This is a genomic window from Glaciecola nitratireducens FR1064, assembly GCF_000226565.1.
GTDB classification, from domain to species: Bacteria; Pseudomonadota; Gammaproteobacteria; order Enterobacterales; family Alteromonadaceae; genus Glaciecola; species Glaciecola nitratireducens.
On the sequence record NC_016041.1, the window covers coordinates 562,976 to 588,862 of the forward strand.

Consider the following 25,887-nt stretch of genomic DNA (forward strand, 5'->3'; position numbering starts at 1 on the left):
TCATGATGAGTTCATTAATAAACGCAATCTCGTTAGCTGCCGCGCTGCAGGGCGTCACGGCCGAACAATCCATCCAACCTAATCAGAACCTTGTTAATCAGGCGCAGGGTTGCAGCGCCATAGTTGTCGATAAGCAGCGCTTAAAATGTTTTGATGACGTGTTTAAGCTGAATGCGCCTAAAGCTAAACAGAGCCAGCCGCCGTCCGAGAAAAATCCAGCTATGCCAATGAACGTTGTCACTTCACCTGCTTTGCAAGCGCCTGAACCGAGCAATGCTGTTGTTCGCAAGCAAGACGCAGTTGAAAAATTTGGTGGCGAGCACCTTGAAGTGGCAAAGGAAGCAGCGCCTAAATTAGAAGTCGTTACTTTTACAGTCGACAAGGTAGAGTTAACTATTCGCAAACAACAGCGATTCTTTTTTACGAATGGCCAAATTTGGGAAAATAAAACCAGTAAAGAGTTGCGCGTTGACAAAGGCGACCAAGTCCTCGTAAAGGATGGCGCGTTAAGCGCATTTTACCTTTCTAAAGTTGACGGTACACGCAGTGTTAGAGTGAAGAGAGTAAAGTAATGCAGTGGTTTGACATTGGCGTCAACTTATTAGACCGGCGCTTTTGCGCGGCCGATGTTATTGCAAGAGCCTCTGAGCAATCGGTTAACCAGCTTTGCGTGATCAGTTCTACTATACAAGAAACCCTAGCTTCACAGGCATTTGTAAACGCCCACAACAAACAAGCGGGCTTTCAACAGCTAGTTTACACCGCCGGTGTACACCCTCATTATGCAGACGATTTTTCCAAAGACGTCATCACTCAATTAAATGCACTTTCAACCGATAAGAACATGATCGCTATCGGAGAATGTGGATTGGATTTTAATCGAAACTTTTCAACGCAGGAAAATCAATTACAGGCTTTTGAAGCACAATTGGAATGTGCCGCTGACAACCAAAAAACGGTATATCTGCACGAGCGCGATGCGTTTGAAGACCAAATTCGCCTGCTCAAAAAGTATTTACCCAGAATACCTTATGCCGTCGTGCATTGTTTTACTGGGTCGGTTTATCAAATGCAAGCTTACTTGGACTTAGGCTGTTACATCGGCATCACCGGCTGGGTTTGCGACGACAAGAGAGGGAATGAACTACAGGAGGCGGTAAAACACTTGCCGCTTGATAAACTGCTGCTTGAAACCGACGCTCCTTATTTGTTCCCCAAGAACGTAAAGCCAAGAGCAAAAAACAATGAACCTAGCTTTTTACCGCATGTTGCAAAGAAGATTGCCGAGCTGAAAGGGGTAGATTTGAGTTTACTTGCAGAGATGTCGGTAAAAAATGCGAATAGAGTATTTGGACTCTCAGCTAGCGATGACTAAATTTAGGCAGCGTTTATCCTATAATTACTATGTGCTTGCTGCCTTAGTACTCGCATTCTCAGCTCTTATGCTTTTTATGGTGGTTTCCTTAGGGCAAGATATAGACAAACACGCTTTAGAGCCGGTTTACCACTTTGAAGATGTTCAAAATAAGCAAACAATCGATACTATTGATCAAATAGAAAGCAAGCAGTGGCTTAAAAATGATAATCAGAACTTTGGCTTAACGAAGTCCTCTCAATGGCTAAAAGTTGATTTAGCAAAGACGCAAAACAACCAACTGTTAGAAATAGACTATGCAATGCTCGATAGTGTAAAAGTTTGGTTTCGTAGCAAAAAAGAAGGCATTAGCGGTGTCACCAATGAGCAATATTATATTATTGAGCATTACGATTTAGGCGACAGCCTTAACTTCATTCAGCGTCCGATCATTCATGATAAATTTTTAGTCCCTCTGCCAAATGATGCGGCCGATGTACAATTATTATTGAGAGTTCAATCTGACGGACCTTTAAAAGCCCCTTTAAAGCTTTGGTCTAAGCAAGACTATGTTGTTTATACTGCATCGCATCGTCTTTTTATGGGCTTATTTTTTGGTTACATGTTAGCCATGGGGCTAATTAATCTATTTTTGTTTATTACTACACGCAGTGTTTTGTTTATTACCTACGCTGGTTATGTCTTTTCGTTCGGCATGTTAATTGCGGCTATTCATGGCTTAGGCTATCGCTTTATTTGGTCAGAGAGTCCTTGGCTGCAAGAAAGAACAACCGTGGTGTTTGCATTCATGATGATGAGCTTTGTGCTCGTATTTTCATCACAAATTTTACAACTAAAAACTTCTAGTCCCAACTATCACAGGATTTTTCGAGGTTTTTCAACTGTTTACATGTTGTGCGTTTTGGCTTCGCTTATTGTGCCGTATGCCATCATGATCAAACTATTACTTGTACTTTTGCTCTTCACTATTCCTGTCATTTTGATAGTTAGCATCAGCTTAGTGCTAAAAGGCAGCGCTATTGCAAAATTCTTTAGCGCTGCGTGGGGTGTTCTTCTGCTGTCTGGTCTCACTGCTGCTGCTGATAACTTTCATTGGATTAATCTATCCATTGATTCCAGTTATTTACTCATGGTAGGAGCGACGACGGAAACACTCTTGTTAGCGCTAGCCATCGCAACTAGTTATAGCGTTCAACGGCTGGAAACAAAAAAAGCGCATCAGGATTCAGCGCAAAACGAATTATTGGCGATGCAGGCTCAGGACGAAGTTATTGCTCTGCAAAAGCAAGCGCAAACAGATCTTGAACAAGAAGTAACGGCACGTACCCAAGAGTTTGAAAAAGCATTGGCGGGTTTGTCCCAAGTTCATGACGAATTACAGGGAATGAGTCAAACTGATAAGCTAACGGGTTTGTCTAATCGGCGATTCTTTGAAGAACAGTTTGTTATAGAAGCTGCTAGAAGCCGACGCGAAAAACAGCCATTGGCGATTGCATTGCTAGATATTGATCATTTTAAGAAGATTAACGACAACTATGGGCACCAATGTGGTGATGATTGTCTTATTGCTTTCGCAAACACGTTAAAAGCGGTGATAAAACGACCAGGAGACTTATTGTCGCGCTATGGGGGAGAGGAATTTGTTGTTTTACTTCCCAATACCAATGTTGACGGCGCTAAAAATGTACTAGAACAATTCAGGTCGGCGATTGAAAACTTACAGGTCGATACTCAGGGTCATCCAATTAAGTTTACGGTGAGTGCAGGTGTCACTTCTCGCGTTGTAACAGACGAGCAAGACTCTGAAAAGATGGTGACTCTTGCTGACAAACTGCTGTACCTCGCCAAAGGGGCCGGTCGAAACTGTGTTGTTTCTAGCCAAGGTATGTCGGCAAATAGCCAGGCGAGCAACAAAACCTCGGGCACTCGCTAATGGAGAAAAGAACAGCTAACGTTATTGACGCAACACACTCAAATGCAAAAGATGTATCTGATCGCGGTGGCAAGTGGGTTGCAGTGCTCATTGCATTAATTGGCATTATCTTGTTTACTTTGGCGCTGACTTTCTCTGAGCAGACCGAAGAGTCTTTGATCAACAACAAAGCTCAATTGCACATCGCGTCCTCTGATAAGGACGACATCAATACCGTGATGCAATTGGAAGAGCTTGAATGGGAGCCGATCAATGGCAGTAGTTTTGCTTTTTCTTCAAAAGCACATTGGTTTAGCGTTGATATACCGCTAAGCACAAATGAAGACTCACGTTTAATTGAAGTTTCCTATTCAAATCTTGATTTTCTTGACCTCTGGTTTGTGGACAAAAGTCAGGGACAGGCGCTTATCCTCAGTCAGTTTAAAACGGGTGATAATTATCCATTTTCTCAACGACTAATTCGCCATGACCAACTCGTCTTTCCGGTTCCAAACAGCGCATCCGTTGTTTCACTGTACCTACGTGTTGAAACTCAAGGGCGAATAAACGTTCCTATAAAACTGTGGCAAGAGGAGGAGTATATTCAATTCATTGCCTCGCACAGAGTTTTTACTGGCATATTCTACGGTTTTATGACTGCGATGGCCTTGATTAGTTTATTTTTGTTCGTGACTTCTCGCAGTATCAGTACATTGCTGTATACAGGGATCGTATTATGTTTATCATTCGCTTTAGCAAGCAGTCAGGGCTTAGGATATCGTTTCTTATGGCCAGAAAGTGTGCTGTTTCAAGAGTATGCCGTATTATTTTTTGCCGCTTCAGCGGTATTGCTTTCTAGCGCTTTTGCCGCTGAGATTCTGGAAATTAAAAGCACCTTTAAGAAACTCTATCGATTTTTCATTATCTTCGGCATTATTGTTACTGTTTACATTGGTCTTATTTTTATTTTGCCTTTTAGTGTGATGGTTCCGACATTAGCGCTAATAGCCGCAATAGGACTGTTTTTACTGTTTGGCTCTACGATTTATATCGGGTCAAAAGGGAACTCAGTTGCGAGCTACCTAAGCGCCGCTTGGTGTTCATTATTATTGGGTGGCCTACTTGGGCTTGCAGACAGCCTAGTTTGGATTAGCCCAAGTCTCGATCCGAGTTACCTCATGATGGTAGGCGCTGTGATTGCTGCGCTTTTCATGGCGCTAGGGTTAGCCGAGCGATTTAATAAGCAGCGACTTGCGGCAAAGCGAGTGCATTTAAAGACAGTCGAGAATAAACAAAAGGCTAAGCAGGCAAAAGACCAGCTTTTACGATTACAGATAGAGGCTAAAGAGAAACTTGAACAAGCTGTGCGTGAACGCAATTATGAGCTAGCAATCGCAATAAGAGAGCTGAATGAAGCAAATCAGGAGCTTGAACGGAAGACATCAATAGACGCATTAACAGGCGTTGCCAGCAGACGTTTATATGATAAAAAAGTGTTGGCGGAGGCTCGTCGAAGTCGGCGCGAAAAAACACCATTAGCCATTGCGATGATAGACATTGATCATTTTAAAGTGGTCAACGATACTCATGGTCACCAATGTGGTGACGCCGCACTGAAGCACTTTGCGGCTATTTTACAAGAATGTATCAAGCGCCCAACGGATACAATTTGTCGCTATGGCGGCGAAGAGTTTGTGGTTATCTTGCCAAATACAGATTTAGAAGGCGCGCGAATTTTGATGGAAAATCTTCGTTCATCTACTGAAAAAAGTCAATTTGACTGTGAAGGCAAAACAATTCAATTTACCATTAGCGTTGGCGTGTCGACGCGAGTTATTGTAAACGAATCAGAGTATGAACTGCTTCATGCATTTTCAGATAAGTTGCTCTATAAAGCAAAAGAAGCCGGACGTAATCAAGTAATGTCCGCAGAGTTTTCACATTAATAAAGGAAAAATATGTCACAGTTTCCACTTAGCCGTCCTCGTAGACTGCGTTATACATCTTCGATTAGGCGATTAGTTAGTGAGTCAACACTTACAGTTGATGATCTTATATATCCAATGTTTGTATTGGATGGGTCGGATCATGTTGAGTCAATCGAGTCTATGCCTGACGTGTTTCGATTCAGTATTGATAAATTAATTGAAGAGGTACGTGAAGTAGTCGCACTCGGGGTGCATGTGTTTGCATTATTCCCAGTGACACCTGCGGATAAAAAAACACTGTGTGCCAGCGAAGCGTTTAACCCTGAAGGTTTAGCTCAGCGCGCGGTAAGGGCGTTGAAAGAAGCGTTTCCCGATATTTCAGTGATTACCGACGTTGCGCTTGATCCTTTCACCGTGCACGGTCAAGACGGTTTAATCGATGATAATGGTTATGTGATGAATGATGAGACAACTGACGTGTTGGTGAAGCAGGCCCTGTCTCACGCAGAAGCTGGGGCTGATATTGTCGCGCCATCGGACATGATGGACGGGCGCATCTGGGCAATTCGGGAAGCGCTTGAATTAGAAGGATTTAAAAACACCAGTATTATGGCTTATTCAGCAAAATATGCATCAAGTTACTATGGTCCGTTTAGAGATGCTGTGGGTTCAGCTGGCAATATCAAAGGTGGTAATAAGAAAAATTATCAAATGGATCCTGCTAACTCAGATGAGGCACTGAGAGAAATTGAGCTCGATATTAACGAAGGCGCTGATATGGTGATGGTAAAACCAGGAATGCCTTATTTGGATATAGTGCAGCGCTGTAAAACAGAGTTTGGTGTGCCTACGTTTGCTTATCAAGTTAGCGGTGAGTACGCGATGCACCAAGCAGCTTTTGCAAATGGTTGGTTAAACAAAGATGCCGTCATTATGGAATCGTTGCTGGCTTTTAAACGAGCTGGTGCTGACGGTATTTTAACCTATTTTGCAAAAGATGCGGCCAAGATACTGGATTTACAAAAAGTGCGTTCGAATTAATGTTTGAAACGCTGGATATTAGCCTCGCTGGAGCGGGGCAATAGTTGTAGGGTTGGTCTTTTAATGTCTGATTTTAAGCTTAATCAACTAGATAATGTAAAAAAATAAGGCGATTGGCGTTGACAAATATAGATCGTACCTACTATCTTTAAAGTCTACAGGTAAGCTTTAGTTTAACGCTTAGTTGCATCGTCCGATTTCAACTCAAGTGAATTATTAATATTTAAATTTCACCAAAGAGTGGTCGGTATAATTATGAAAAAACGCTCAGAAAGGGACACGCCTAACGCGATTCAAACCGATCAAAAAAAGCGCAGTGGACCAGAAGAAAAAGCCTCAGTTTTACTTACAAAAAACTCAGTCCCCGTTGTCGGTATCGGCGCCTCCGCTGGCGGCTTAGAAACTTTCATTATGTTCTTTGATGCTATGCCGGCAAAAAGTGGTATGGCGTTTGTCTTGATCCAGCACCTTGATCCGAATCATAAGAGCCTGACGGCTGAGATAATTGCGAAACATACCTTAATGCCAGTGCATCAGGTTGACGATCAAATGCATGTTGAAGCAAATAAAGTGTACGTAATCCCACCAAATAAAGATTTAACTATCAGTCAGAATATTCTGCTACTAAGCGAGCCAAGTCAAGCGCATGGACAGAGGATGCCAATTGATATTTTTTTACGATCGTTGGCAAAAGATAAACAAGAAAATGCTATTTGCATCATCCTTTCTGGAACAGGGACTGATGGTTCACTGGGCATTAAATCGATAAAAGACAAGGGAGGATTGGTATTAGTGCAGGCTCCTGAAACCTCGAAATTTGATGGCATGCCGCAAAGTGCTATTGATACCGGATTTGTTGACTGTACTTTACCAGTCCAAAAAATGCCGAGTGAATTGTTATTATATTTCCAGAGTCTTCAGCAATTAATCATAAGCGACATTCCTGTTGATTTGGTTCACGAGCAATTAGACAAAATTCTATCTGCCCTGCGATTGCAAACTAAATATGATTTTTCAAACTATAAAAAAGGCACTTTAACGCGTCGCATAGAACGTCGCATGGGACTTAAACACCTGACTGATTTTGCTGAATATGCGCATATAGTTCAACAAAGCCACGAAGAAGCTCAACTATTATTGAAAGATTTATTAATCAGTGTGACTGATTTCTTCCGTGAACCTGAAGCTTATAAACAACTCGAAAACGACGTTGTTCAAAAAATCATCAACACTAAAGCACCTGATGATGTGATTCGGGTATGGACGCCCGGATGCGCAACGGGTGAAGAGCCCTATTCGATTGCGATGGTTATACTGGAGCAGTTACAACTCGCAAAAAAGCACAACGAAGTGCAGATTTTTGCATCCGATATTGATGAACAGGCTATCAGCGTTGCGCGCGCGGGCAGGTATCCCGTTAACATTACCTCTGATATCTCTACTGAGCGCTTGCAGCAATTTTTTATTAAAAAGGACAATCACTACCAAGTGAATAAGACGTTGCGAGATTGCGTGGTGTTTGCGACACAAAATTTAATCAGTGACCCGCCTTTTTCAAAAGTAGATCTCATTAGCTGTCGTAACTTGTTGATATATCTCGAGCCGGCTATTCAGAAAAAAATCATTTCGATGTTCCACTTTGCTCTCAATGAAGGGGGCTATCTGTTTTTAGGTAGTGCTGAAACAATTGGTCAACATGAGGACCTATTTCAGCCTCTCTCCAAAAAACTGCGTTTATACCGTCGCGTTGGGAAGACAAAAAGCGAGACGATTTCTTTCCCCACTTTGTCAGATTTTAGTAAGCAGCCACAAATGAGTTATCCAATAAATCAAGGTACGCAAGAAGCAGCCCAGTATGGCAAAATTACGCAGCAGTTGTTACTTCAACATTATGCGCCTTTTGCCGTTCTAATTAATAAGAATTTCGACATTCTTTACGTCAATGGTCAGTCTGGACGTTATTTGGAAATGACGACGGGGAAGCCCTCACAGGACCTGATCTCAGTTTTGCGCGAAGGTATACGTAGCAAGCTTCGCGCTGCAGTTCAGTTAGCTATGACGAACGGTGAAATGATCGAGGTGACGACAAGGGTCAAGCGCGACGCCAATTATTATCCAATCCAACTTTCGGTTCACCCGATACATACGTTAAAATCGGGTGAAGATTTACTATTGATTAGCTTTAGTGAAGTTGTTGAGTCTAACCAGATAAATGTCATTGCATCGGCAACGCCTGACGAGTTGCAGCACACTAATCTACTCCATCAATTAGAAGAGGAGTTAGCTGAGGCTAAAGACGACCTGCGAACCTGTCTTGAGGATATGGCATCTTCTACTGAAGAGTTAAAAGTATCGCACGAAGAAGTTTTGTCGATGAATGAGGAACTGCAGTCGTCGAATGAAGAGCTAGAGACTTCCAAAGAAGAATTACAGTCACTAAATGAAGAGCTGACCACGGTTAACAATCAGCTCCAAAACAAGGTCGAAGAGTTAGCCATTGCTAATGATGATATGACTAACCTGCTGGAGAGTGCTGATATCGCGGCGTTATTTTTAGACGTTAAGTTTTGCATTAAACGCTTTACGCCAGCCATGCGCGCGTTGTTTCAGCTGATAAAATCCGATGTTGGAAGACCCATTAGCGATATCTCCCATCAGTTCGTAACACTTGATTTAGTGAAAGAGGCCGAGTTAACGCTTAAGAATCGCCTAATGAATGAGATTGAGGTCAAAACGACCGACGATAAGTGCTATATCGTTCGAATTTCACCCTTTCGCACCAATGACGGTGAGATAGAAGGCGTGGTCGTGACATTTTTTGATATTACACGCCTTAATCAAATTAAAAGCTCGTTAAGCAGTTCCAGAGAGCGTATCGAGTTGCTCTTAAAATCAACGGGTGAGGCCATCTATGGCGTTGATGTCTCAGGCAAATGTACGTTTGTTAATGCCAAGCTTGTCCAAGATCTAGGATTTACGGAACAAGAGCTAATTGGTAGAGATTCACATACGATATTTCATCACACACGTTCTGATGGTTCTGATTACCCGTGGTCTGATTGTTTTGTTTATCAGTGCCTTAAGGATCAAAAACCCCATCGCGGTGCAAATGATTTGGTTTGGCGTAAAGATGGTACATCGTTCCCCATTTCATATTCAGTGGGGCCGATCATTGAACATGGCGAGCTGAGGGGCGCCGTCGTGATTTTTAGAGATATGACCAAAGAGTATGCCTCAATCAATAAATTAGACTACCAAGCGCGTCATGACGCCTTAACAGGCCTTATTAATCGTCGGGAGTTTGATGAGCGCCTAGAACGCGTGCTACAAAACAGTCCTGAAGATCAAGATCAGCATGTTTTATGTTATTTAGACTTAGATCAGTTTAAGGTGATCAATGATGCCTGCGGACATTTGGCGGGTGACGAATTATTAAGACAGCTTTCAAATGTGTTACAAAGTCATGTTAGAAAGCGAGATACTTTAGCTAGGCTTGGTGGTGACGAGTTTGGCTTATTAATGGAACATTGCGACCTGCATGAAGGCAAGCGTGTCGCTAACGGTATGCGTGATGCTGTGGCTAATTATCGATTTTTTTGGCAAGGAAACACTCATATGGTGGGCGTCAGTATAGGCTTAGTGGAAATAATTGGCGATGGACAAGATAAGACTGATTTATTAAAGGCTGCTGATGCAGCGTGCTACGCAGCAAAAGAAAATGGCCGTAACAGGGTTCATGTTTATTCGGAACAAGATACGAATATGGCTGCTCGGCACGGACAGATGAAATGGGTCGCGCGCATCAACTTAGCACTAGAAAACAACCGCTTTTTACTCGTCTTACAACCCATCGTTCCAATCAATGGTGTTGATACCAATAAGCTTTCTTATGAGGTATTAATCCGCATGCGAGACGGTGACAATATTATTCAACCAGACGATTTTCTGGGAGCGGCGGAACGCTATAACTTGTCATCCAAAGTTGACTTATGGGTCATTCGTAACACATTTAATTGGATGACTGATAACAAACATCAACTAGAGAATGTTGCCTTAATCAACATCAATATTTCTGGACAGTCGTTGGGGGATCAAGAGTTTTTAAAACACGTCGTTAACGCGCTGAAGGCTAAACCGATACCTACTGGAAAAATCTGTTTTGAAATAACTGAAACTGCGGCCATCACCAATTTTACCAACGCCAACAGCTTTATGCATGCCCTTAAAAATTTGGGTTGTGAGTTTGCACTGGATGATTTCGGAACGGGCTTATCGTCTTTTGAATATTTGAAGGCTCTGCCTGTTGAATATATTAAAATCGCTGGCTTGTTTGTCAAAGATATTGCTACTGACTCAGTCAATTTAGCGATGGTTAAAGCTATCAGCGATCTGGGGCATGAAATGAATAAGAAAGTGATTGCTGAATCGGTCGAAAATAAAGAAATCCTCGACTGCTTAGTTGAATTAGGCGTTGATTTTGCGCAAGGATATTTTTTTGGTAAAGCCGTTCCCTTGAGCGAAATCAAACTCAACGAATCGGATATCACTGACGAACGGAAATAAAATGAAGGTTAGGGTTTTTATTGTAAAAGTCGGAAAATATTTTGTGCTTTAACACTATGGATAGAGACGGACCCCTCAGAGGTTTCAGCTCTGAGGGTTTGAGTATAGGCTCTCTGTTTTATATCTCAACTTGAATATTATCTATAATCCGTGTTTTACCTAAAAAACCAGCACCAAGAATCACCAGTTCTTTGTCTTCGTGGCTCGGTTGCAGCAAACTGCTTGCTGACCGTATATCGATATAGTCAGGCTTAAAACCAATGCTCGCCAAGCGCAGCCTATACTCTTGGATCATGATTGAAAAATCTCTGCGACCGCTTTTAATTTCAACAGCCATGTTGGAAATTAATTGATATAAACCAGGCGCAATTTCACGCTGTTCCTCATTCAAATAATTGTTTCTTGAACTCATGGCTAAACCATCAGCTTCGCGTTCAGTAGGAACACCATGAATAGTCAAGTTCATGGATAAGTCGGTTACCATCGCCTTAATCACTTGCAGTTGCTGAAAGTCTTTTTCACCAAAAAACGCCATATTGGGCTGTACCATATTAAACAGTTTACAAACAATAGTTGCAACGCCTCTAAAATGGCCAGGGCGACTGGCACCGCAAATCATGTAGGACAAACCCGGTACTTCAACGAAAGTTTGTTGCTCTAAACCTCTGCTATAAATGTCCTCAACTTTTGGCATGAATAAAACATCAACGCCCAATTCAGCCAAAGATGCTTTATCTTGTTCCATGGTTCTTGGGTAGGCATCGAGATCTTCGTCAGGGCCAAACTGCAGTGGATTGACAAAAATCGAGACAACCACCTTGCTTGCGTGCTTCTTCGCCTCTTTAACCAGTTTCAAATGGCCATTGTGTAAGTTACCCATGGTAGGAACGAAAGCAATGGCTTGCTTCCCTGTTTGCCACTCGCGGCGAAGTTCTCTTAATGATTGAATATCGCTAACTATTTGCATACCGTCTACTAATTGCATCGTACTCACTCGAAAGAATGTTCTGGGCCAGGGAAACGTTTCGTTTTCACGTCATCAATGTATGTACTTACCGCTGAGCGCATATCATTGCAGTCTGCCAAGTAGTTTTTGCTAAATTTAGGCATATAGTTTGCGCTAATACCAAACATATCATGCATCACCAGAATTTGTCCGTCGGTATCGACGCCTGCGCCTATCCCAATTACCGGTATTGTCAAAGTCTCAGAAATACGTTTTGCTATGGCACTCGGAACACATTCCAGTACTAATAATTGAACACCTGCTTTTTCTAGCTTTATTGCGGCGTCAATAATCTTTTGCGCTTGTTCCTGTTCACGTCCTTGCACCTTAAAACCGCCAAACACATGCACTGACTGTGGGGTTAAGCCTAAATGGCCGCACACAGGGATGCCGCGCTCTACCAAGCCAGAAATAGTTGATATTAGCCATTCGCCACCTTCAACTTTAACCATACTTGCGCCACTCGCCATTAGCTTTGCAGCATTGGTGTAAGCGAGTTCGGTTGTTGCATAACTCATAAACGGCATATCCGCTATCACAAACGCTCTGCTGGTACCTTTGCGAACGCAAGTTGTGTGATAAGCAATATCGTCGATGCTGACCGACAGGGTGTCGTCATCGCCTCTCAGTACCATACCGAGTGAATCACCAATGAGCATTACATCAATTAGCTGCTCATCAAACATTTTTGCAAAGCTGGCGTCGTACGCTGTAAGCGCTGCTATCTTTTCGCCTTTTTGCTTTAATTGCATTAGCGTTGAAGTGGTCACTTTTTTCATTTGCTTATCTCTTATTATTTATAACGTCACACTTGCTTTTTGTTTGATACTAGACGCTTGTTGATCAATCCGATACAAACCATCTAGGTTGCATTTAGCAACCCAAGTTGCAAGAGAACGACCATCTTGCATAATTAGATCAGGGGATATTTCGAATAAAGGGACGAGCACAAACTCTCTTTCTTGCATACCGTAATGAGGTAACGTTAATTTGCTAGTTTTCAAGGTAAGATCATTAAACAGCAATATATCTAAATCTAATGTGCGAGGACCCCAGCGGTCGCCTACACGTTCTCGACCTTGCTGATTTTCGATATCTTGTAGCGTCGTTAACAACTCTTGTGGTTGTAAGGAAGTTTTGATTTTACAAACCGCGTTCACATAATCAGGTTGATTTTGCGGTCCCATTGGTGAACTAGCGTAGAAATGAGAGCTAGCAACCAAGACCATCTGGGGGTGCATCTCGATTGCTTTCAATGCCTGTTCAAGTTGCTGAACAGGCGCACCAAGATTGCTTCCTAAACCAATATAGGCGATGTCAGACAACATAATTAATTCGCTTTCCGTTTTTTATTATATTTTCTTTTTTTCGGAACGCCGCCCGACTGGTTGCGTAAATTCGCCACCATATCTTTGCGCTGCTCGGGCGTTACTTCTTGAAATTCAGTCCACCATTCTCCAAGCTCAAGCAAATCACCGCCTTCTATTTGACCTCGTATTAACAGAAAGTCATAAGCAGCTCGAAACCTTGGGTGACTGAGCGTTTGATACGCACGTCGCCCGAACCGCTTCGGCAGACGCAATTGCAATTGCCACATTTCACGCACAGGCATACTGAAGCGCTTTGGTATCATGATACGTTGAGTTTGCCTGAACAAAACCTCTCCGACAGCAATATTGAAAGCGTCATGATGTGCAACACCGGATTCACTCATAATCAGTTGTGTTCGTTCTTCAACTGGATACCATAAAAAAGCCGCATACAGGAAAGCCGGGGTGACTCGCTGTTCGTTGTTAATGCGGTCATCCGTGTTTTTAAGGACTTGTTCTACTAGCTTCATTTCTCGACAGGTATCGTCCACAAGTAAAGGAGCTAGCTGCGGGAATAATTGCGCGAATAAACCATATTCATGTAATAAATGGAAAGTGCGAAGCCCACAGCCGCCGATCAATAATTTTAGGACTTCTTCGAACAGTCTTGCTGGTGGAATATTGGCGAGCAAATGAGCCAGTTCTTTTATCTGGTCACCCACTTCTTTCGGTATCGACATGCCTAGTTTTGCACTGAATCTGATTGCTCGGATCATGCGCACGGGATCTTCACGAAAACGTGTTGCAGGATCGCCAATAAGCTCTATTTTTTTCTCTTTAATCGAGGCCATACCGTCGGCAAAATCGATGATACTTTGATCTTTTGCACTGAAGTACATGGCATTGAACGTGAAATCACGGCGTTCGGCATCTTCTTCAATGCTGCCGAATACATTGTCGCGCAGGAGTTGACCCTGCTGGTCTTGTTTGGCTAGTACATCATCAACTTGGTTGCCGCGACGACCTTTAACTTGAGTTTTATTCTCTTCTTCGTTTGCGTTTACGTCTTCATGATGTCCGCGAAATGTAGCTACTTCTATTACATCTCTACCGAAAACGATGTGCGCCAGGCGAAAACGTCGGCCGATTAGTCGACAGTTACGGAAGCACTCTTTGATTTGCTCTGGTGTTGCATTCGTTGCGACATCGAAGTCTTTTGGAGTTTTTCCCATCAGTTTGTCTCGAATACAACCGCCTACGAGATAGGCTTCATATCCTTTCGCGTTCAGTCGTCGTAATACTGAAAGTGTATTGTCACTAATGTCAGAGAACGTAACCGGATGCTGTCCTTTTGGGATAACGACAGGATTAATCACTGTTTTTTTTGTTGGGGTGCTTGGCATGCCACCTTGACCTATTATTAACAACGTCGTGGAGCGTCGTCTTTGTTATTGTTGTAACCGTATGTTGTATTCATACTGTTTTGAAATCGTATTCGTTTCTAATTAACCATATTTAGGTTAAGTCCGCGAATTATACTGTATTTATGTCAGAAATCAGAATTTCTCTTCTTTTTACTAGTAAATTAGGCGACCAATGGGTTAGAGCCCAATGAATAAGCTCTTCTATTGTCATTTTTTCTGTCAATGATTGGCACGATAGTCCAATTGCTGCAAAGGCGTAAATTAGATTTTTCGACGCTTGCTTATTATCAATTGCGGCAGCATGGTTTTGTTTGCTTAATTTTTGCCCGCTTTTGGTGCAAATTACAGGCAGGTGAAAATATTTTGGCGACGTTTTACCTAATAAACTATAAATGTGTTGCTGCTGCACGGTAGTGTCAATAAGATCAGCTCCACGCACTATATGGCTTACGTGTTGTTCAATATCATCTACGACTACGGCAAGGTTATAGGCAAATAAACCGTCCTTCCGTTTAATGCTCAAATCCTCGCTGCAGAATAATGCGTCGACCTGCACATGGCCTAAATGTATGTCGTCAAAATAGGTGTTTTGGCAAGTATTTATTACTCTAATTGCGTTATTTTCCCAAGGAAGCTGCATTTGCCGGCATGTTCCTGTGTAATATCTTCCTTTTGACTTTATTTCTTGGCGAGTGCAAGCACAGGCATAAACTAACTGCTGTTTGTGCAGTGTATCCAGTGCACTTTGATAAGCATGCTGTCTATCTGTTTGATAAACAATATCACCATCCCACTGCATGCCGTGCGCAAGAAGCTGAGACAATATAACTTTATCCGCGCCTTCTTGTACTCGTGTTGTATCAACATCTTCAATTCTAACTAACCATTTACCCTTGGCTTGGCGAGCATGCAAAAAACTTACTAAAGCACATACTAAGGAACCAAAGTGAAGCGGCCCACTCGGTGATGGTGCAAATCTTCCAACGTATGCTTGCATTACAAAAACCTGGATATGATTAGTAGCTTGGTTGCTAGTGAACAAAAAAGGAGGCAATAAAAAACCGCGCAAGCCAACGCTAACACGGTTTTATCTAAATCAGTAGAAACTCAGCCAAGATTAACCTTGAAGCTGCTTCTCTTTAATTTCTGCCATTGTTTTGCAGTCGATGCACATGTCAGCTGTCGGGCGAGCCTCTAGCCTGCGAATACCAATTTCTATTCCGCATGTATCGCAAAAACCAAAGTCGTCATCTTCAATGCGCTTGAGTGTTTTTTCGATTTTCTTAATCAACTTTCTTTCGCGGTCACGTGCGCGCAATTCCAAACTGAATTCTTCTTCTTGCGCCGCTCTATCAACCGGATCTGGAAAGTTTGCAGCTTCATCCTGCATGTGGTGAACGGTGCGATCTACTTCTTGACGAAGTTGGTTGCGCCATGCTTTTAGAATCAGTCTGAAGTGATTCATTTGAGCATCGTTCATATATTCTTCGTCGGACTTTTCCTGATATGGCCTAACGTCAGCTAAACCAAGTAATCCTACTGCTTTTTCTGTTGGCATTTGCCATTTCTCCTAAACGTCGACATTCTGCATCCCTTTGCCTGATGTTTTCCGGCAAATCACATCGTACGACAATGTCTTTTTCCATTTATCTAACGCCTTTTTGTGCGCTAAATACAATAATTCTGTGACTTACTTTTTTCTTTGAGGACCGTAATATGGTGATTTTTACACAAAAATCAATCTTTTTTTAGTCAGCAATTGGTATTGATTGAGCTAACTCAATAAAATCACTGGAAAAATTGCAACCATAACAAATTACTTCAACACCTACTTTTTGTGCTTCTGACACTGCATGAGCATATTTTTCATCAATATGACGCGCAATGTTGAAATGCAAAATACCCGAATGTTGCGCACAAAATAGCAAAACGGCTTTATGTCCTGCTTTTGCTAATTCAGCTAATTCATTAGCGTGTTTTGTTCCTCGTTGCGTAACTGAATCTGGGAAAAGTCCCAGTGAATTTTCGCATAGGGTCATCGATTTCACTTCAAGGTAACAATCAGGCATACCATCGGCCTGCATAAAAAAATCAATTCTGCTTTCGCCAACTCTATATTCAGGAGTAATTTGACCGTATTCAGCGAGCTCTATTATTTTCCGCTGTTGCAATGCGGCTTTTACTATTTTATTTGCATTATTGGTATTAATACCAATCCAATGCCCGTCATCATTTATCGCCAATTCCCAAGTATGCGCGTATTTGCGCTTTTTATTCGCAGACTTGCTTAACAAAACTTTCCAACCAGGTTGTGCACAGTTAGTCATTGAGCCTGTATTTGGGCAATGCACCGTTATTAACTCGCCATTGTCGAGTTCGACGTCGGCTAAAAAGCGTTTGTAGCGCTTTATCAAAACAGCCTCGATCAGCGGTGACTCAAACTTAAGCATAAACTCTTTTACCTATTCGGGGTTTAAGTAAACTACATTTCAGAATAACGTATTTCAGAGCAACGTATTTCAGAGCAACATATTTCAGAGCAATACATTTCGGAGTTCATCCCAGCGTTTTGTTGTTATTACTTTACTGTTATTATGACCACATACAAATATTGGCTTTCGCCAATTCACCCATAATACCATGCAAAAAATTATGCAGGATTGCCTGATTAACTAATTTTGTATTTTTAGAACGATGCATGTTTTAGCCTAGCACTTTTTAAGTCAAACGCTTATTAATCTTGGCGTTTCATACAACCCTGATGGAGTCCCAATGTCAAATTTTTATGTTTCACTCAGTCACGAGCCCGCTGCTGCTTCATGGGGAGCAAATGCGAAACTTTCATTTGTAGAAGGGGGTGCCGTATTGCATCTGCCCGATTCAGGATTGAACCTACGTCAAATTCAGAAATCAACACGCAAAATTGGGGCGCTCGGCGTCGAAAATATTGAATTTGTCGGCGACTGGGATGCTGAACAACAGTGGGCGTTCGCAACAAGTTATTGCGGCGCTGGTTTTAAGGGTGCAATTACATGGTGTAAAAATGCAGACGAAAGCGATTTGAAGACTCGTTTTTCTGCGATGCAGTTTACGCGACGCCTCGTGAACGAAACACCTGAGGAACTAAGTCCAGAGTCACTTGCTACAGAAGCCGCTGAATGGATTCATTCATTAGCTCCTGAGCACGTTACGACGCGTATGCTTACTGGCGAAGAGCTACTCGAAGCAGGCTGGCACGGCATATATGAAGTTGGTCGCGGCAGCTGCCGTCCACCCGTGCTACTTGAACTCGACTACAATCCGACAGGCAAGCCTGACGCTGTCATAGATTTCGCTTTAGTGGGCAAAGGCATTACTTTTGATAGCGGTGGCTATAGTATTAAATCCAGTGAAGGAATGTTAGACATGAAATGCGATATGGGAGGCGCTGCGACTGTAACCGGCGCACTTGGGCTGGCTATCATGCAGGGATTAAAAAAGCGCACGAAGCTGTTCCTTTGCTGTGCAGAAAATCTGATTAGCGATCATGCTTATAAATTAGGTGACATCATCACTTACAAAAACGGAGTAACCGTTGAAATAGTGAATACCGATGCTGAAGGTCGCTTAGTACTTGCAGATGGTCTTATGGCAGCAACCGAGTCTGGTGCGCTGAAGATCATTGATGCAGCAACTTTGACAGGGGCTGCGGTCATGGCTGTTGGTAAAGAGTTCAACGCTATTTTTAGTTTAGATGAAGAATTTCAAGCATCTTTCTTAGCGAGTGCAGCAAAAGTACACGAACCGCATTGGCGCTTACCATTAATGCCATGGCATCAAGAGCAGTGTGCATCACCTTTCGCAGACACAGCAAATAGTCGCCCGGTGAAGGGGGGAGGCGCTGGTGGTGCGTCTAATGCAGCCGGATTCTTATCGCGCTTTGTGGGTAACGAAGGCAAAGGTTGGGTTCATATTGACTTAGCGGCAGCGTACAACCGTAATGGCACCGAATTAATGCCTAATGGTGCAACGGCCATAGGGATAAGAACTATTGCCGACCAGCTTATCGGCTAGTACAACGAACGGGCGGTTTAGATGCCGCCCAATCTTTCTGCTAATTCTTTATATTTTTCAACGTCACCGCGCTCAAATAACGGATTACCTTGATCATCTTTTTCTTTCGCCATAAGTAGACTTTCTCTTTCTAGTCGCTCTACTCTCGTGCTTTGTACACCGAAAAACTCAGCTACTTCGTTCACTGTCATTAATGCCATTTTTAGCTCCGCTTAATTAATATTAAAAATCGTTATGTTCAATGTTAACGACAGTAACGATAAAATTATGAGATAAATTATCATACCAGTATCTTTATAGAGTTCATAAATTAAAAAATAAAACCTGATAAATGCAGCTTCATTAGTTAATATTTGAGTCTTTCACTGCCATTTTAATGCACAATAGCGCATACTCACGCTTTTTCTAGGAGAGACCGATTTGATAGAAATATTGTCAGCTGCAACTATGCTATTTCTGATCATGGATCCTCTTGGCAACTTACCCATTTATATGTCGGTGCTGAAAACCATCGATCCCAAGCGCAGGCGCGTTGTTATTATTCGCGAACTCGTTATTGCGTTAGTAATCTTAATGGTGTTTTTACACAGTGGGCAAGCATTACTTGATTTTCTTAAGATAAAACAAGAAACCGTGAGTATTGCGGGGGGTATTATCTTGTTCATTATCGCTATAAAAATGATTTTCCCACGGCCGGGCGGCATTATGGGGCTGCCTGCTGGCGAGGAGCCGTTCATTGTTCCTTTGGCTGTTCCAATGATTGCTGGGCCTTCAACCATGGCCGCACTTATTTTATTGGCTAATCAAGAACCCAACAAAATGACGCAATGGAGTGTTGCCCTTTTTGCTGCTTGGTTGATCAGTGCCATTATTTTAACTATGTCGAATACCTTTCATCGTGTTTTAGGTGAAAAAGGCTTGAATGCCATCGAGCGTTTAATGGGAATGATCTTAGTGATGATAGCAATTCAAATGTTACTCAATGGCATTGGTAGGTATTTCCAACATCAGCTAAGCTGAAAAACCTGAAAGTGATACGAGTCTACTGACGCTGCTAATCCTGCGTAAAAACGGACCCAATACATTAATTTTTAAACTGAGTTTTCAAGAATGACCAATGAAAGTATGAAACAAAAAGGCAAAGTCGAGTTTAGTGGCGAAAAGTTGAGCACATTTCAGCAGGTCAGGGATCTTTCGAAGAAGCCAGCGGTTGCATTTTCGGCTGCTTTATTACAAAGAATGTTGCCCAACTATGAGTTATTTTGCGATGTCAGCGAGTTTGGTGACAAAGAACTTGCGGCTAAGCTCGTAGAGCTTATTTGGGAGTGGCTAAATGCGTCGAAAGCAAAAATTAATTTTGCGGTTCAGTTAGAGAAACTTGAAGAAGTAACGCCCGACATCGAAAATTTTGATAATTTTGGTGTTTATCCAGCCTTGGATTTTTGCATGGCATTAACGGCAACACTTCAGCTAATGTCTGATGAGGAGCCAAATGGTGCAGTAATGGTAGCAAAATTGAGTCAGGGCGGTGTTGAGGCTTATTTATTGGCATTGTCGGAAGCGGATTTAAGTAATGAAGAAATTAAGCAGGACCCACTCATGCAGTTTGAAATTGAAACTCAGCTTGAAGTGCTGGCAATGTGCAAGAACAAGTCGATTGACTTCAAATCGCTGCGCCGCGAAATGAAGGCGCAAGAGATGTCTAATATCGGTTTGAGCTTGGGAGAATAGCGCAAGGGTGTTTGCCGCTTCAATTTTTAATCATAACTTTTGTTTCTAAGGTAATTAATTACTCTACAACGAATAGTTGTGCACTCACTTGTTGAGTTGATTTGTCTTTAATTAGCCGCCAACTGTCGGGAAGTTGCATTAAGTTACCGTTAACTTCTCTTTCTATGTAAATCTTTGAACCACTTTTCACAAGTTCCTGAGCGTGGATTAATTCAATACAAGGCTGCACTAAATTTTGCTGAAATGGTGGGTCGATGAATACAATATCCATCTTCATTGGATCGCGTTTTAATAAATCTAGCGTATTACCTTGTAAAATACGCGCGCTCTCTTGATCGTATTTAAGCAAAGTAGCATTGGCCTGCAGCTGCTTCGAGGCTGGTTTGTCCAATTCCATGAAGGTGACTGATTTAGCTCCTCTGGATAAGGCCTCAAAGCCCAGTGAACCTGCGCCCGCAAAGCAATCGAGACAGTTTGCACCCTGTACATCCATCATTAGCCAATTAAACAGAGTTTCTTTAGTCCGATCGGTTGTTGGACGAAGTCCTTCAGCATTAAGCACCGGTAGCTTACGACCACGATGACTACCGCCAATAATCCGGATAGAACCAGTGCTTGAATTTGCTTGTTTTCTTGCTCGCGTCATGTGCTATGAAAGTGTTAGTATTGAGTTGTATTTAAAATTATATCCGAATCTACCCACCTGCTGTTAAGGATTTTTTGAACAACATGGCAAATCTGTTTAATTGGTTTAAGAAAGATCAGGCTAAAAATGAACCTGAAAAGACTGAAAAGCAAGCGCATGAAGCATTAGAAGGTGACACTAAGAATGCGACTGACGCTGTTGAAACTGACGCTGAACAGGTTTCCAGCGAGCATTCACCAGTTGAGCAAACAGAAACACAGTTGGATATCGTCAATACGGATCTCAACTTAACTTCTGATGTGACGCCTGAATCTGATATAACTGTTCAACCAGAGCTAGAAAACTCATCTGTAAACGAAACTCTCTCGGATGATGAGATTAGCGATGACCCTCTTAAAAATGCGCCAATAGTTGACGCAGAAGAACAAAACCTACAATCAGTAGATTCGTTTACTGCAGAAAAGCCAAGTTCAGTCGGTTTCTTTAGTCGCCTAAGGCAAAGTTTATCGCGCACCAAAGAAAGCATCGGGACCGGTTTCGTGTCCTTGTTTGCCGGTAAAAAAATTGATAGCGATTTGTATGAGGAATTAGAGACACAGTTACTCATCGCTGACGTTGGTATCACAACGACCACAAAAATTATTAATAGCCTTACTGAGAGTGCAAAGTTGTCACAGCTGAAAAACGGTGATGCACTTTATGACCTCCTTAAAGAACAGATGAAAGCTTTGCTGGAGCCAGTTTCTAAGCCCCTCGATCTAACAACGCAAAATGATGAGAATGGTAATAAAGAGCCTTTTGTTATCCTGATGATTGGTGTTAACGGTGTCGGTAAAACGACAACCATCGGGAAATTAGCAAAGCAGTTTCAAAGAGAGGGTAAAAAAGTCATGCTGGCAGCCGGCGATACCTTCAGAGCGGCTGCAGTAGAACAACTGCAGGTGTGGGGCGAACGCAACAATATTCCAGTGGTTGCACAACAAACCGGCTCAGACAGCGCGTCGGTTATCTTTGACGCGTTGGCCTCGGCTAAAGCGAAAGGGGTCGATGTACTTATCGCCGATACAGCGGGGCGACTGCAGAATAAAAATCACTTAATAGAAGAACTTAAAAAAGTGGTTCGAGTAATGAAAAAGATTAATCCGAATGCACCGCATGAAGTTATGTTGACGCTTGATGCAAGCACGGGTCAAAATGCAGTGAGTCAAACCAAAATATTCAACGAAGCAGTGGGTATCAGCGGCATTAATTTAACCAAATTAGACGGAACGGCAAAAGGTGGTATTATTTTTTCACTTGCCGATCAATTCGGTATCCCGATCCGTTATATTGGGATAGGAGAAGGTATAGACGACCTTCGTCCATTTGAAGCACAGCAATTTGTTGATGCATTGTTTAGTCAGGATATTACTGAGCAACAGTAAAGGATGTCAGGTTGATAAAGTTTGAGCAGGTAAGCAAAACCTATCCCGGAGGCCAACAGGCGTTGCGAAAAGTCGACTTTCACGTAGAACAAGGTGAAATGGCTTTTTTAACAGGCCACTCCGGTGCAGGAAAAAGTACCCTACTGAAGCTTATCAGCATAATGGAAAGGCCTACTGTTGGTCGAGTGCTTATCAATGGACATAATCTTAGTTCAATAAAGCGTCGAGACATTGCCTACATTCGACGTGATATAGGCATGATATTTCAAAGTCACCAGTTACTGATGGACAAGACGGTCTTTGACAATGTGTCTTTGCCTCTTGTTATCGAAGGTCACACTCGAAAGAATATCGCTAAACGTGTCGACGCCGCCTTAGAGATGGTTGGCTTACGAGATAAAGCAAAAAACCTTCCAATTACATTGTCAGGCGGCGAACAACAGCGTGTTGGTATTGCAAGGGCTGTCGTCAATCGGCCTCCATTATTATTAGCAGATGAGCCTACAGGAAACCTTGACCCGAAGCTTTCTATGGAAATTATTCGCCTGTTTGAAGACTTTAATCAGGCGGGGGTTTCTGTTTTCATCGCGACCCATGATTTGGGCCTGATTGCGCGCATGAAGTATCGAACATTAACGCTGAAGAATGGGCAAATGATCACTGATGGCCTCGATGAGCAGCCGAATCAAGGACTGTACGTATGAGTCTATTATTTAAAGGGCGCGCACAGGGCGCTGAATCGGTCAAAATTGGCGCTTTTCAGATGCTTATTATGTTTTTTACCGATCACTTACGTCAAGCGGTTAACAGTCTTGGTGAACTATGGCGTTCACCTTTTGCTTCCTTGATGACTATTGGTGTTCTCGGTTTTAGCATTACTTTGCCTAGCACGCTTTATGTGCTTGTTAAAAATACTGAACAAATCAGTCAGCAGTGGGAGCAAGCATCAGAAATATCACTGTTTCTTAAAAGTGGTGTGACAGATGCCAGTGCTCAGCAACTATTAACGCGCCTGCGCCTCTGGCCTGAAATAGCTGAGGTTGCCTATATTAGCTCTGAAGAGGGCTTAAAAGAGTTTCAAATACTCTCTGGTCTCGGTGATGCCTTAAACTACCTTGAAACCAATCCCCTGCCCGCCGTGGTGCTTGTTGTGCCAACCAGCAAACATGCAAGCCCGACCGCTGCAGGCATTCTCCTTGATAAGTTGCGCAAAGAGAGGGAAGTCGAAATTGGCAAGTTAGATATAGAGTGGTTGGAACGTTTGTATGCACTTATCGGCATTGCCAAGGATCTGGTTACCTTGCTGGCGGTTCTCTTATTTTTTGCAGTAGTGCTTATTATCGGCAACACCATTCGACTTAATATTTTAAATAAACGTGACGAAATTGTTGTGATGAAGCTGGTTGGCGCCACCGATGCTTTCATTCAAAGGCCATTTTTATACACCGGCTTTTGGTTCGGTTTCTTAGGCGGAGTAATGGCCTGGGTTACCGTATTACTCATTTTGCTGTGGGTTGACTACAGCATGCAAAATTTTATGGAAAAATACCAAGTGAGTTTTGATCTCACCGCTATGGATTTGAGCACCCTAATAGTAATGCTCACGGTGTCTGTTGGTCTGGGAATAGCTGGGTCGCTGTTATCTGTTCAACGTCACGTAAAAGACATTGAGCCCCGATAGAAATACCTGCTTCATGCATGCAAAGCTTTACATTCTTTGCTCAAGTTTTATTATTTGTTATATTGGATAGATTACATTGCTAGAAAGTCAGAAAAGCCCATTATTGACTGAGTGGGTGACACTACAAAATCAGTGCGATGCGTTTGAAAAGCTCTCATTAGGCATTAAATTGCTTGCGGTTTTGCTTGCTTCTTTGTTTTCTATTACACTAATTCACCCTGAAATTATATTGGTGCTCAATAGTATTTTGTGGGTTCAGGATGCCGTTTGGAAAACGTTTCAATCTAGGTTTAGCGAACGCTTGCTACAGATAGAAAGCAGTTTATCAAGCTCTCAGAGCGACAGCAGTATCCAGTTCAATACCGCTTGGGAAGCCAAGCCGCGAGGGATCGTATTTTTGGTGTCAGAGTATTTACGACATTTGGCGAAACCGACGGTTGTTTTCCCTCACCTCGTTCTTATCCTCTTAGGCGCTTATGTTGTTATCTTATTGTAAAAGATGATTTGTTGTAATACTGCCAAGTGCAAGGTTTCGGCGGTTTATTTTAAGTAGGATTCCTGATGTTTGCATATGTAGCAAGGCAAGCGATATACGATAGCGAAAAACGTGTTTTTGCTTATGAATTACTTTTTCGGGACGGAGTCAAAAATTGTTTTCCTGATATTTCTCCGGACGAAGCCACCAGCAGCATGTTGGCGGGCAGTCACCTTTCGGTTGGCGTCGAAAGTATTACTGGAAATAAGCCTGCCTTCATTAATTTTCACCAAGACACGCTGTTGTATCGATTCCCTTCAACTCTTGATCCGCTCAATGTTGTTATCGAAATTGTTGAAACAGTTAAGGTAACGAGTGAGCTAATCAAAGCGTGTGAGCATATTCGTGACCTAGGTTATCAAATTGCGTTAGATGATTTCGATTTCTCTAAGCAATGGGATGCGATAATGCATCTGGTTAGCTACATTAAGCTAGAAGTTGACCTGGTTAACTTAGATGATCCTATTGTTATACAAACATTGGCGGACTTTAAAAAGCAGGGTAAAACCTTATTGGCAGAGAAAGTAGAAACTCATGACGAATTTGAGCGTTTCAAAGGTGCCGGTTTCGATTATTTTCAAGGCTACTTTTTATCCCGCCCAGAAGTCATAAAACATAAAGATATAGAGCTTTCCACAACCTCAGTTGCTGAACTAGTTGGTATTAGTGTCTCGGAAGAATTTGACATAGAAAAAGTGAATAAGGTCTTCGAGAAAGACGTCGGATTGACCTTTAAGCTTATGCGTTTCATTAACAACCCAATGTTCAACAAACGACAAAAAATAGAAACATTGGGTCATGCCTTAAAGTATCTAGGTCACGTAGAACTTAAAAAGTTTATCGCATTGTTAGCAATTGCTAATTTAAAGGGCAATAAACCAATTGATTTGCTTGTGACAAGCTTAGTTAGAGCACATTTCTGTAAGTTGCTTGCCACAGCTATGGGGCAGAAAGAAGATCCGCCCAACAGTTTTATATTAGGACTGTTTTCAAAGATTGACGCACTGCTAGATACCACAATGGTCGATGTGTTGAAGACCCTACCATTTTCGGAAACTATTGTTGATGTTCTGTGTGAAGTAAATGAAGAAGGTACGTTGGCTAGTCAATATCGACTCTGCAAAGCTTTGGATAGAGCCGATTGGGATGCAATTGATACAATTTCTAAAGAGACAAAGCTGTCTATTTCAGACATTTTTTCAATGCACTACGAAGCCATCAATTGGGCAAACGAAATGAAGTCGACGTTCGACTAGTG

At 42.3% G+C, this 25,887-nt stretch carries 23 protein-coding genes; 14 read left to right on the top strand and 9 right to left on the bottom strand.

Features of this window, described 5'->3' with window-relative positions:
• Nucleotides 1-2: 2 nt before the first annotated feature.
• The 6 genes from GNIT_RS02425 to GNIT_RS17605 all read left to right on the top strand — a co-directional run bounded on the left by GNIT_RS02425 (nt 3) and on the right by GNIT_RS17605 (nt 10,819).
• The gene (locus GNIT_RS02425; protein ID WP_014107543.1) at nt 3-572 is read left to right on the top strand and encodes a hypothetical protein; all 570 of its coding nucleotides are present in this window, start codon (nt 3-5) and stop codon (nt 570-572) included.
• The gene (locus tag GNIT_RS02430; protein WP_014107544.1) at nt 572-1,375 is read left to right on the top strand and encodes a TatD family hydrolase; all 804 of its coding nucleotides are present in this window, start codon (nt 572-574) and stop codon (nt 1,373-1,375) included. Before GNIT_RS02425 ends, GNIT_RS02430 begins: the two co-directional genes overlap by 1 nt.
• Nucleotides 1,335-3,308, top strand: a complete 1,974-nt coding sequence (locus tag GNIT_RS02435; protein ID WP_014107545.1) for a sensor domain-containing diguanylate cyclase — start codon at nt 1,335-1,337, stop codon at nt 3,306-3,308. Before GNIT_RS02430 ends, GNIT_RS02435 begins: the two co-directional genes overlap by 41 nt.
• Nucleotides 3,308-5,233: a sensor domain-containing diguanylate cyclase gene (locus GNIT_RS02440; protein ID WP_014107546.1), complete on the top strand. Its 1,926-nt coding sequence runs from the start codon at nt 3,308-3,310 to the stop codon at nt 5,231-5,233. The genes GNIT_RS02435 and GNIT_RS02440 overlap by 1 nt, the downstream gene beginning before the upstream one ends.
• Before the next feature lie 12 nt (nt 5,234-5,245).
• Nucleotides 5,246-6,256: a porphobilinogen synthase gene (hemB, locus tag GNIT_RS02445; protein WP_014107547.1), complete on the top strand. Its 1,011-nt coding sequence runs from the start codon at nt 5,246-5,248 to the stop codon at nt 6,254-6,256.
• A gap of 255 nt (nt 6,257-6,511) precedes the next feature.
• On the top strand, nt 6,512-10,819 hold the full coding sequence (locus tag GNIT_RS17605) for an EAL domain-containing protein (RefSeq protein ID WP_014107548.1): 4,308 nt from the start codon (nt 6,512-6,514) through the stop codon (nt 10,817-10,819).
• Nucleotides 10,820-10,937: 118 nt separating this feature from the next.
• Here the strand turns inward: GNIT_RS17605 and panC are convergent, their stop codons facing one another.
• The 7 genes from panC to sfsA form a co-directional block, all read right to left on the bottom strand.
• A complete protein-coding gene (panC, locus tag GNIT_RS02455; protein WP_041246574.1) occupies nt 10,938-11,786 on the bottom strand; it encodes a pantoate--beta-alanine ligase in 849 nt (282 codons plus the stop codon).
• A gap of 23 nt (nt 11,787-11,809) precedes the next feature.
• Nucleotides 11,810-12,604: a 3-methyl-2-oxobutanoate hydroxymethyltransferase gene (gene panB / locus GNIT_RS02460; protein ID WP_014107550.1), complete on the bottom strand. Its 795-nt coding sequence runs from the start codon at nt 12,602-12,604 to the stop codon at nt 11,810-11,812.
• Nucleotides 12,605-12,622: 18 nt separating this feature from the next.
• Nucleotides 12,623-13,153 carry a 2-amino-4-hydroxy-6-hydroxymethyldihydropteridine diphosphokinase gene (gene folK / locus GNIT_RS02465; protein WP_014107551.1) on the bottom strand — a complete coding sequence of 177 codons (531 nt, stop codon included), beginning with the start codon at nt 13,151-13,153 and terminating at the stop codon, nt 12,623-12,625.
• A 2-nt stretch (nt 13,154-13,155) separates the two neighbouring features.
• A complete protein-coding gene (pcnB, locus tag GNIT_RS02470) occupies nt 13,156-14,538 on the bottom strand; it encodes a polynucleotide adenylyltransferase PcnB (protein WP_014107552.1) in 1,383 nt (460 codons plus the stop codon).
• 130 nt (nt 14,539-14,668) lie between these two features.
• Entirely contained in the window at nt 14,669-15,556 is an 888-nt protein-coding gene (gluQRS, locus tag GNIT_RS02475; protein ID WP_014107553.1) for a tRNA glutamyl-Q(34) synthetase GluQRS, read from the bottom strand.
• Between the two features lie 120 nt (nt 15,557-15,676).
• Nucleotides 15,677-16,117 carry an RNA polymerase-binding protein DksA gene (dksA, locus tag GNIT_RS02480; protein ID WP_014107554.1) on the bottom strand — a complete coding sequence of 147 codons (441 nt, stop codon included), beginning with the start codon at nt 16,115-16,117 and terminating at the stop codon, nt 15,677-15,679.
• 190 nt (nt 16,118-16,307) lie between these two features.
• Nucleotides 16,308-17,009, bottom strand: coding sequence for a DNA/RNA nuclease SfsA (gene sfsA / locus GNIT_RS02485; RefSeq protein WP_014107555.1), 702 nt, complete (start codon nt 17,007-17,009; stop codon nt 16,308-16,310).
• Nucleotides 17,010-17,331: 322 nt separating this feature from the next.
• Here sfsA and pepB point away from each other — a divergent pair, with 322 nt between their 5' ends.
• Nucleotides 17,332-18,612 (top strand): aminopeptidase PepB, encoded by a 1,281-nt coding sequence (gene pepB / locus GNIT_RS02490; RefSeq protein WP_014107556.1) that lies wholly within the window; start codon nt 17,332-17,334, stop codon nt 18,610-18,612.
• Nucleotides 18,613-18,629: 17 nt separating this feature from the next.
• On the opposite strand, the gene GNIT_RS02495 is transcribed toward pepB, so the two are convergent.
• Entirely contained in the window at nt 18,630-18,812 is a 183-nt protein-coding gene (locus GNIT_RS02495; protein WP_014107557.1) for a hypothetical protein, read from the bottom strand.
• A 223-nt stretch (nt 18,813-19,035) separates the two neighbouring features.
• Here GNIT_RS02495 and GNIT_RS02500 point away from each other — a divergent pair, with 223 nt between their 5' ends.
• Nucleotides 19,036-19,632, top strand: a complete 597-nt coding sequence (locus tag GNIT_RS02500) for a YhgN family NAAT transporter (protein WP_041246576.1) — start codon at nt 19,036-19,038, stop codon at nt 19,630-19,632.
• Between the two features lie 90 nt (nt 19,633-19,722).
• Nucleotides 19,723-20,343: a YjaG family protein gene (locus GNIT_RS02505; RefSeq protein ID WP_014107559.1), complete on the top strand. Its 621-nt coding sequence runs from the start codon at nt 19,723-19,725 to the stop codon at nt 20,341-20,343.
• Nucleotides 20,344-20,401: 58 nt separating this feature from the next.
• Here the strand turns inward: GNIT_RS02505 and rsmD are convergent, their stop codons facing one another.
• Nucleotides 20,402-20,989, bottom strand: a complete 588-nt coding sequence (gene rsmD / locus GNIT_RS02510) for a 16S rRNA (guanine(966)-N(2))-methyltransferase RsmD (protein ID WP_014107560.1) — start codon at nt 20,987-20,989, stop codon at nt 20,402-20,404.
• 83 nt (nt 20,990-21,072) lie between these two features.
• On the opposite strand from rsmD, the gene ftsY reads away from it, so the two are divergent.
• From ftsY to GNIT_RS02535, 5 genes are all read left to right on the top strand, one after another.
• Entirely contained in the window at nt 21,073-22,413 is a 1,341-nt protein-coding gene (gene ftsY, locus GNIT_RS02515; protein ID WP_014107561.1) for a signal recognition particle-docking protein FtsY, read from the top strand.
• An 11-nt stretch (nt 22,414-22,424) separates the two neighbouring features.
• Nucleotides 22,425-23,117, top strand: a complete 693-nt coding sequence (gene ftsE / locus GNIT_RS02520; RefSeq protein ID WP_014107562.1) for a cell division ATP-binding protein FtsE — start codon at nt 22,425-22,427, stop codon at nt 23,115-23,117.
• On the top strand, nt 23,114-24,094 hold the full coding sequence (gene ftsX / locus GNIT_RS02525; protein ID WP_014107563.1) for a permease-like cell division protein FtsX: 981 nt from the start codon (nt 23,114-23,116) through the stop codon (nt 24,092-24,094). Before ftsE ends, ftsX begins: the two co-directional genes overlap by 4 nt.
• 76 nt (nt 24,095-24,170) lie before the next feature.
• The gene (locus tag GNIT_RS02530; protein WP_014107564.1) at nt 24,171-24,590 is read left to right on the top strand and encodes a hypothetical protein; all 420 of its coding nucleotides are present in this window, start codon (nt 24,171-24,173) and stop codon (nt 24,588-24,590) included.
• Nucleotides 24,591-24,655: 65 nt separating this feature from the next.
• Nucleotides 24,656-25,885, top strand: coding sequence for an EAL and HDOD domain-containing protein (locus tag GNIT_RS02535; RefSeq protein WP_014107565.1), 1,230 nt, complete (start codon nt 24,656-24,658; stop codon nt 25,883-25,885).
• Nucleotides 25,886-25,887 lie beyond the last annotated feature (2 nt).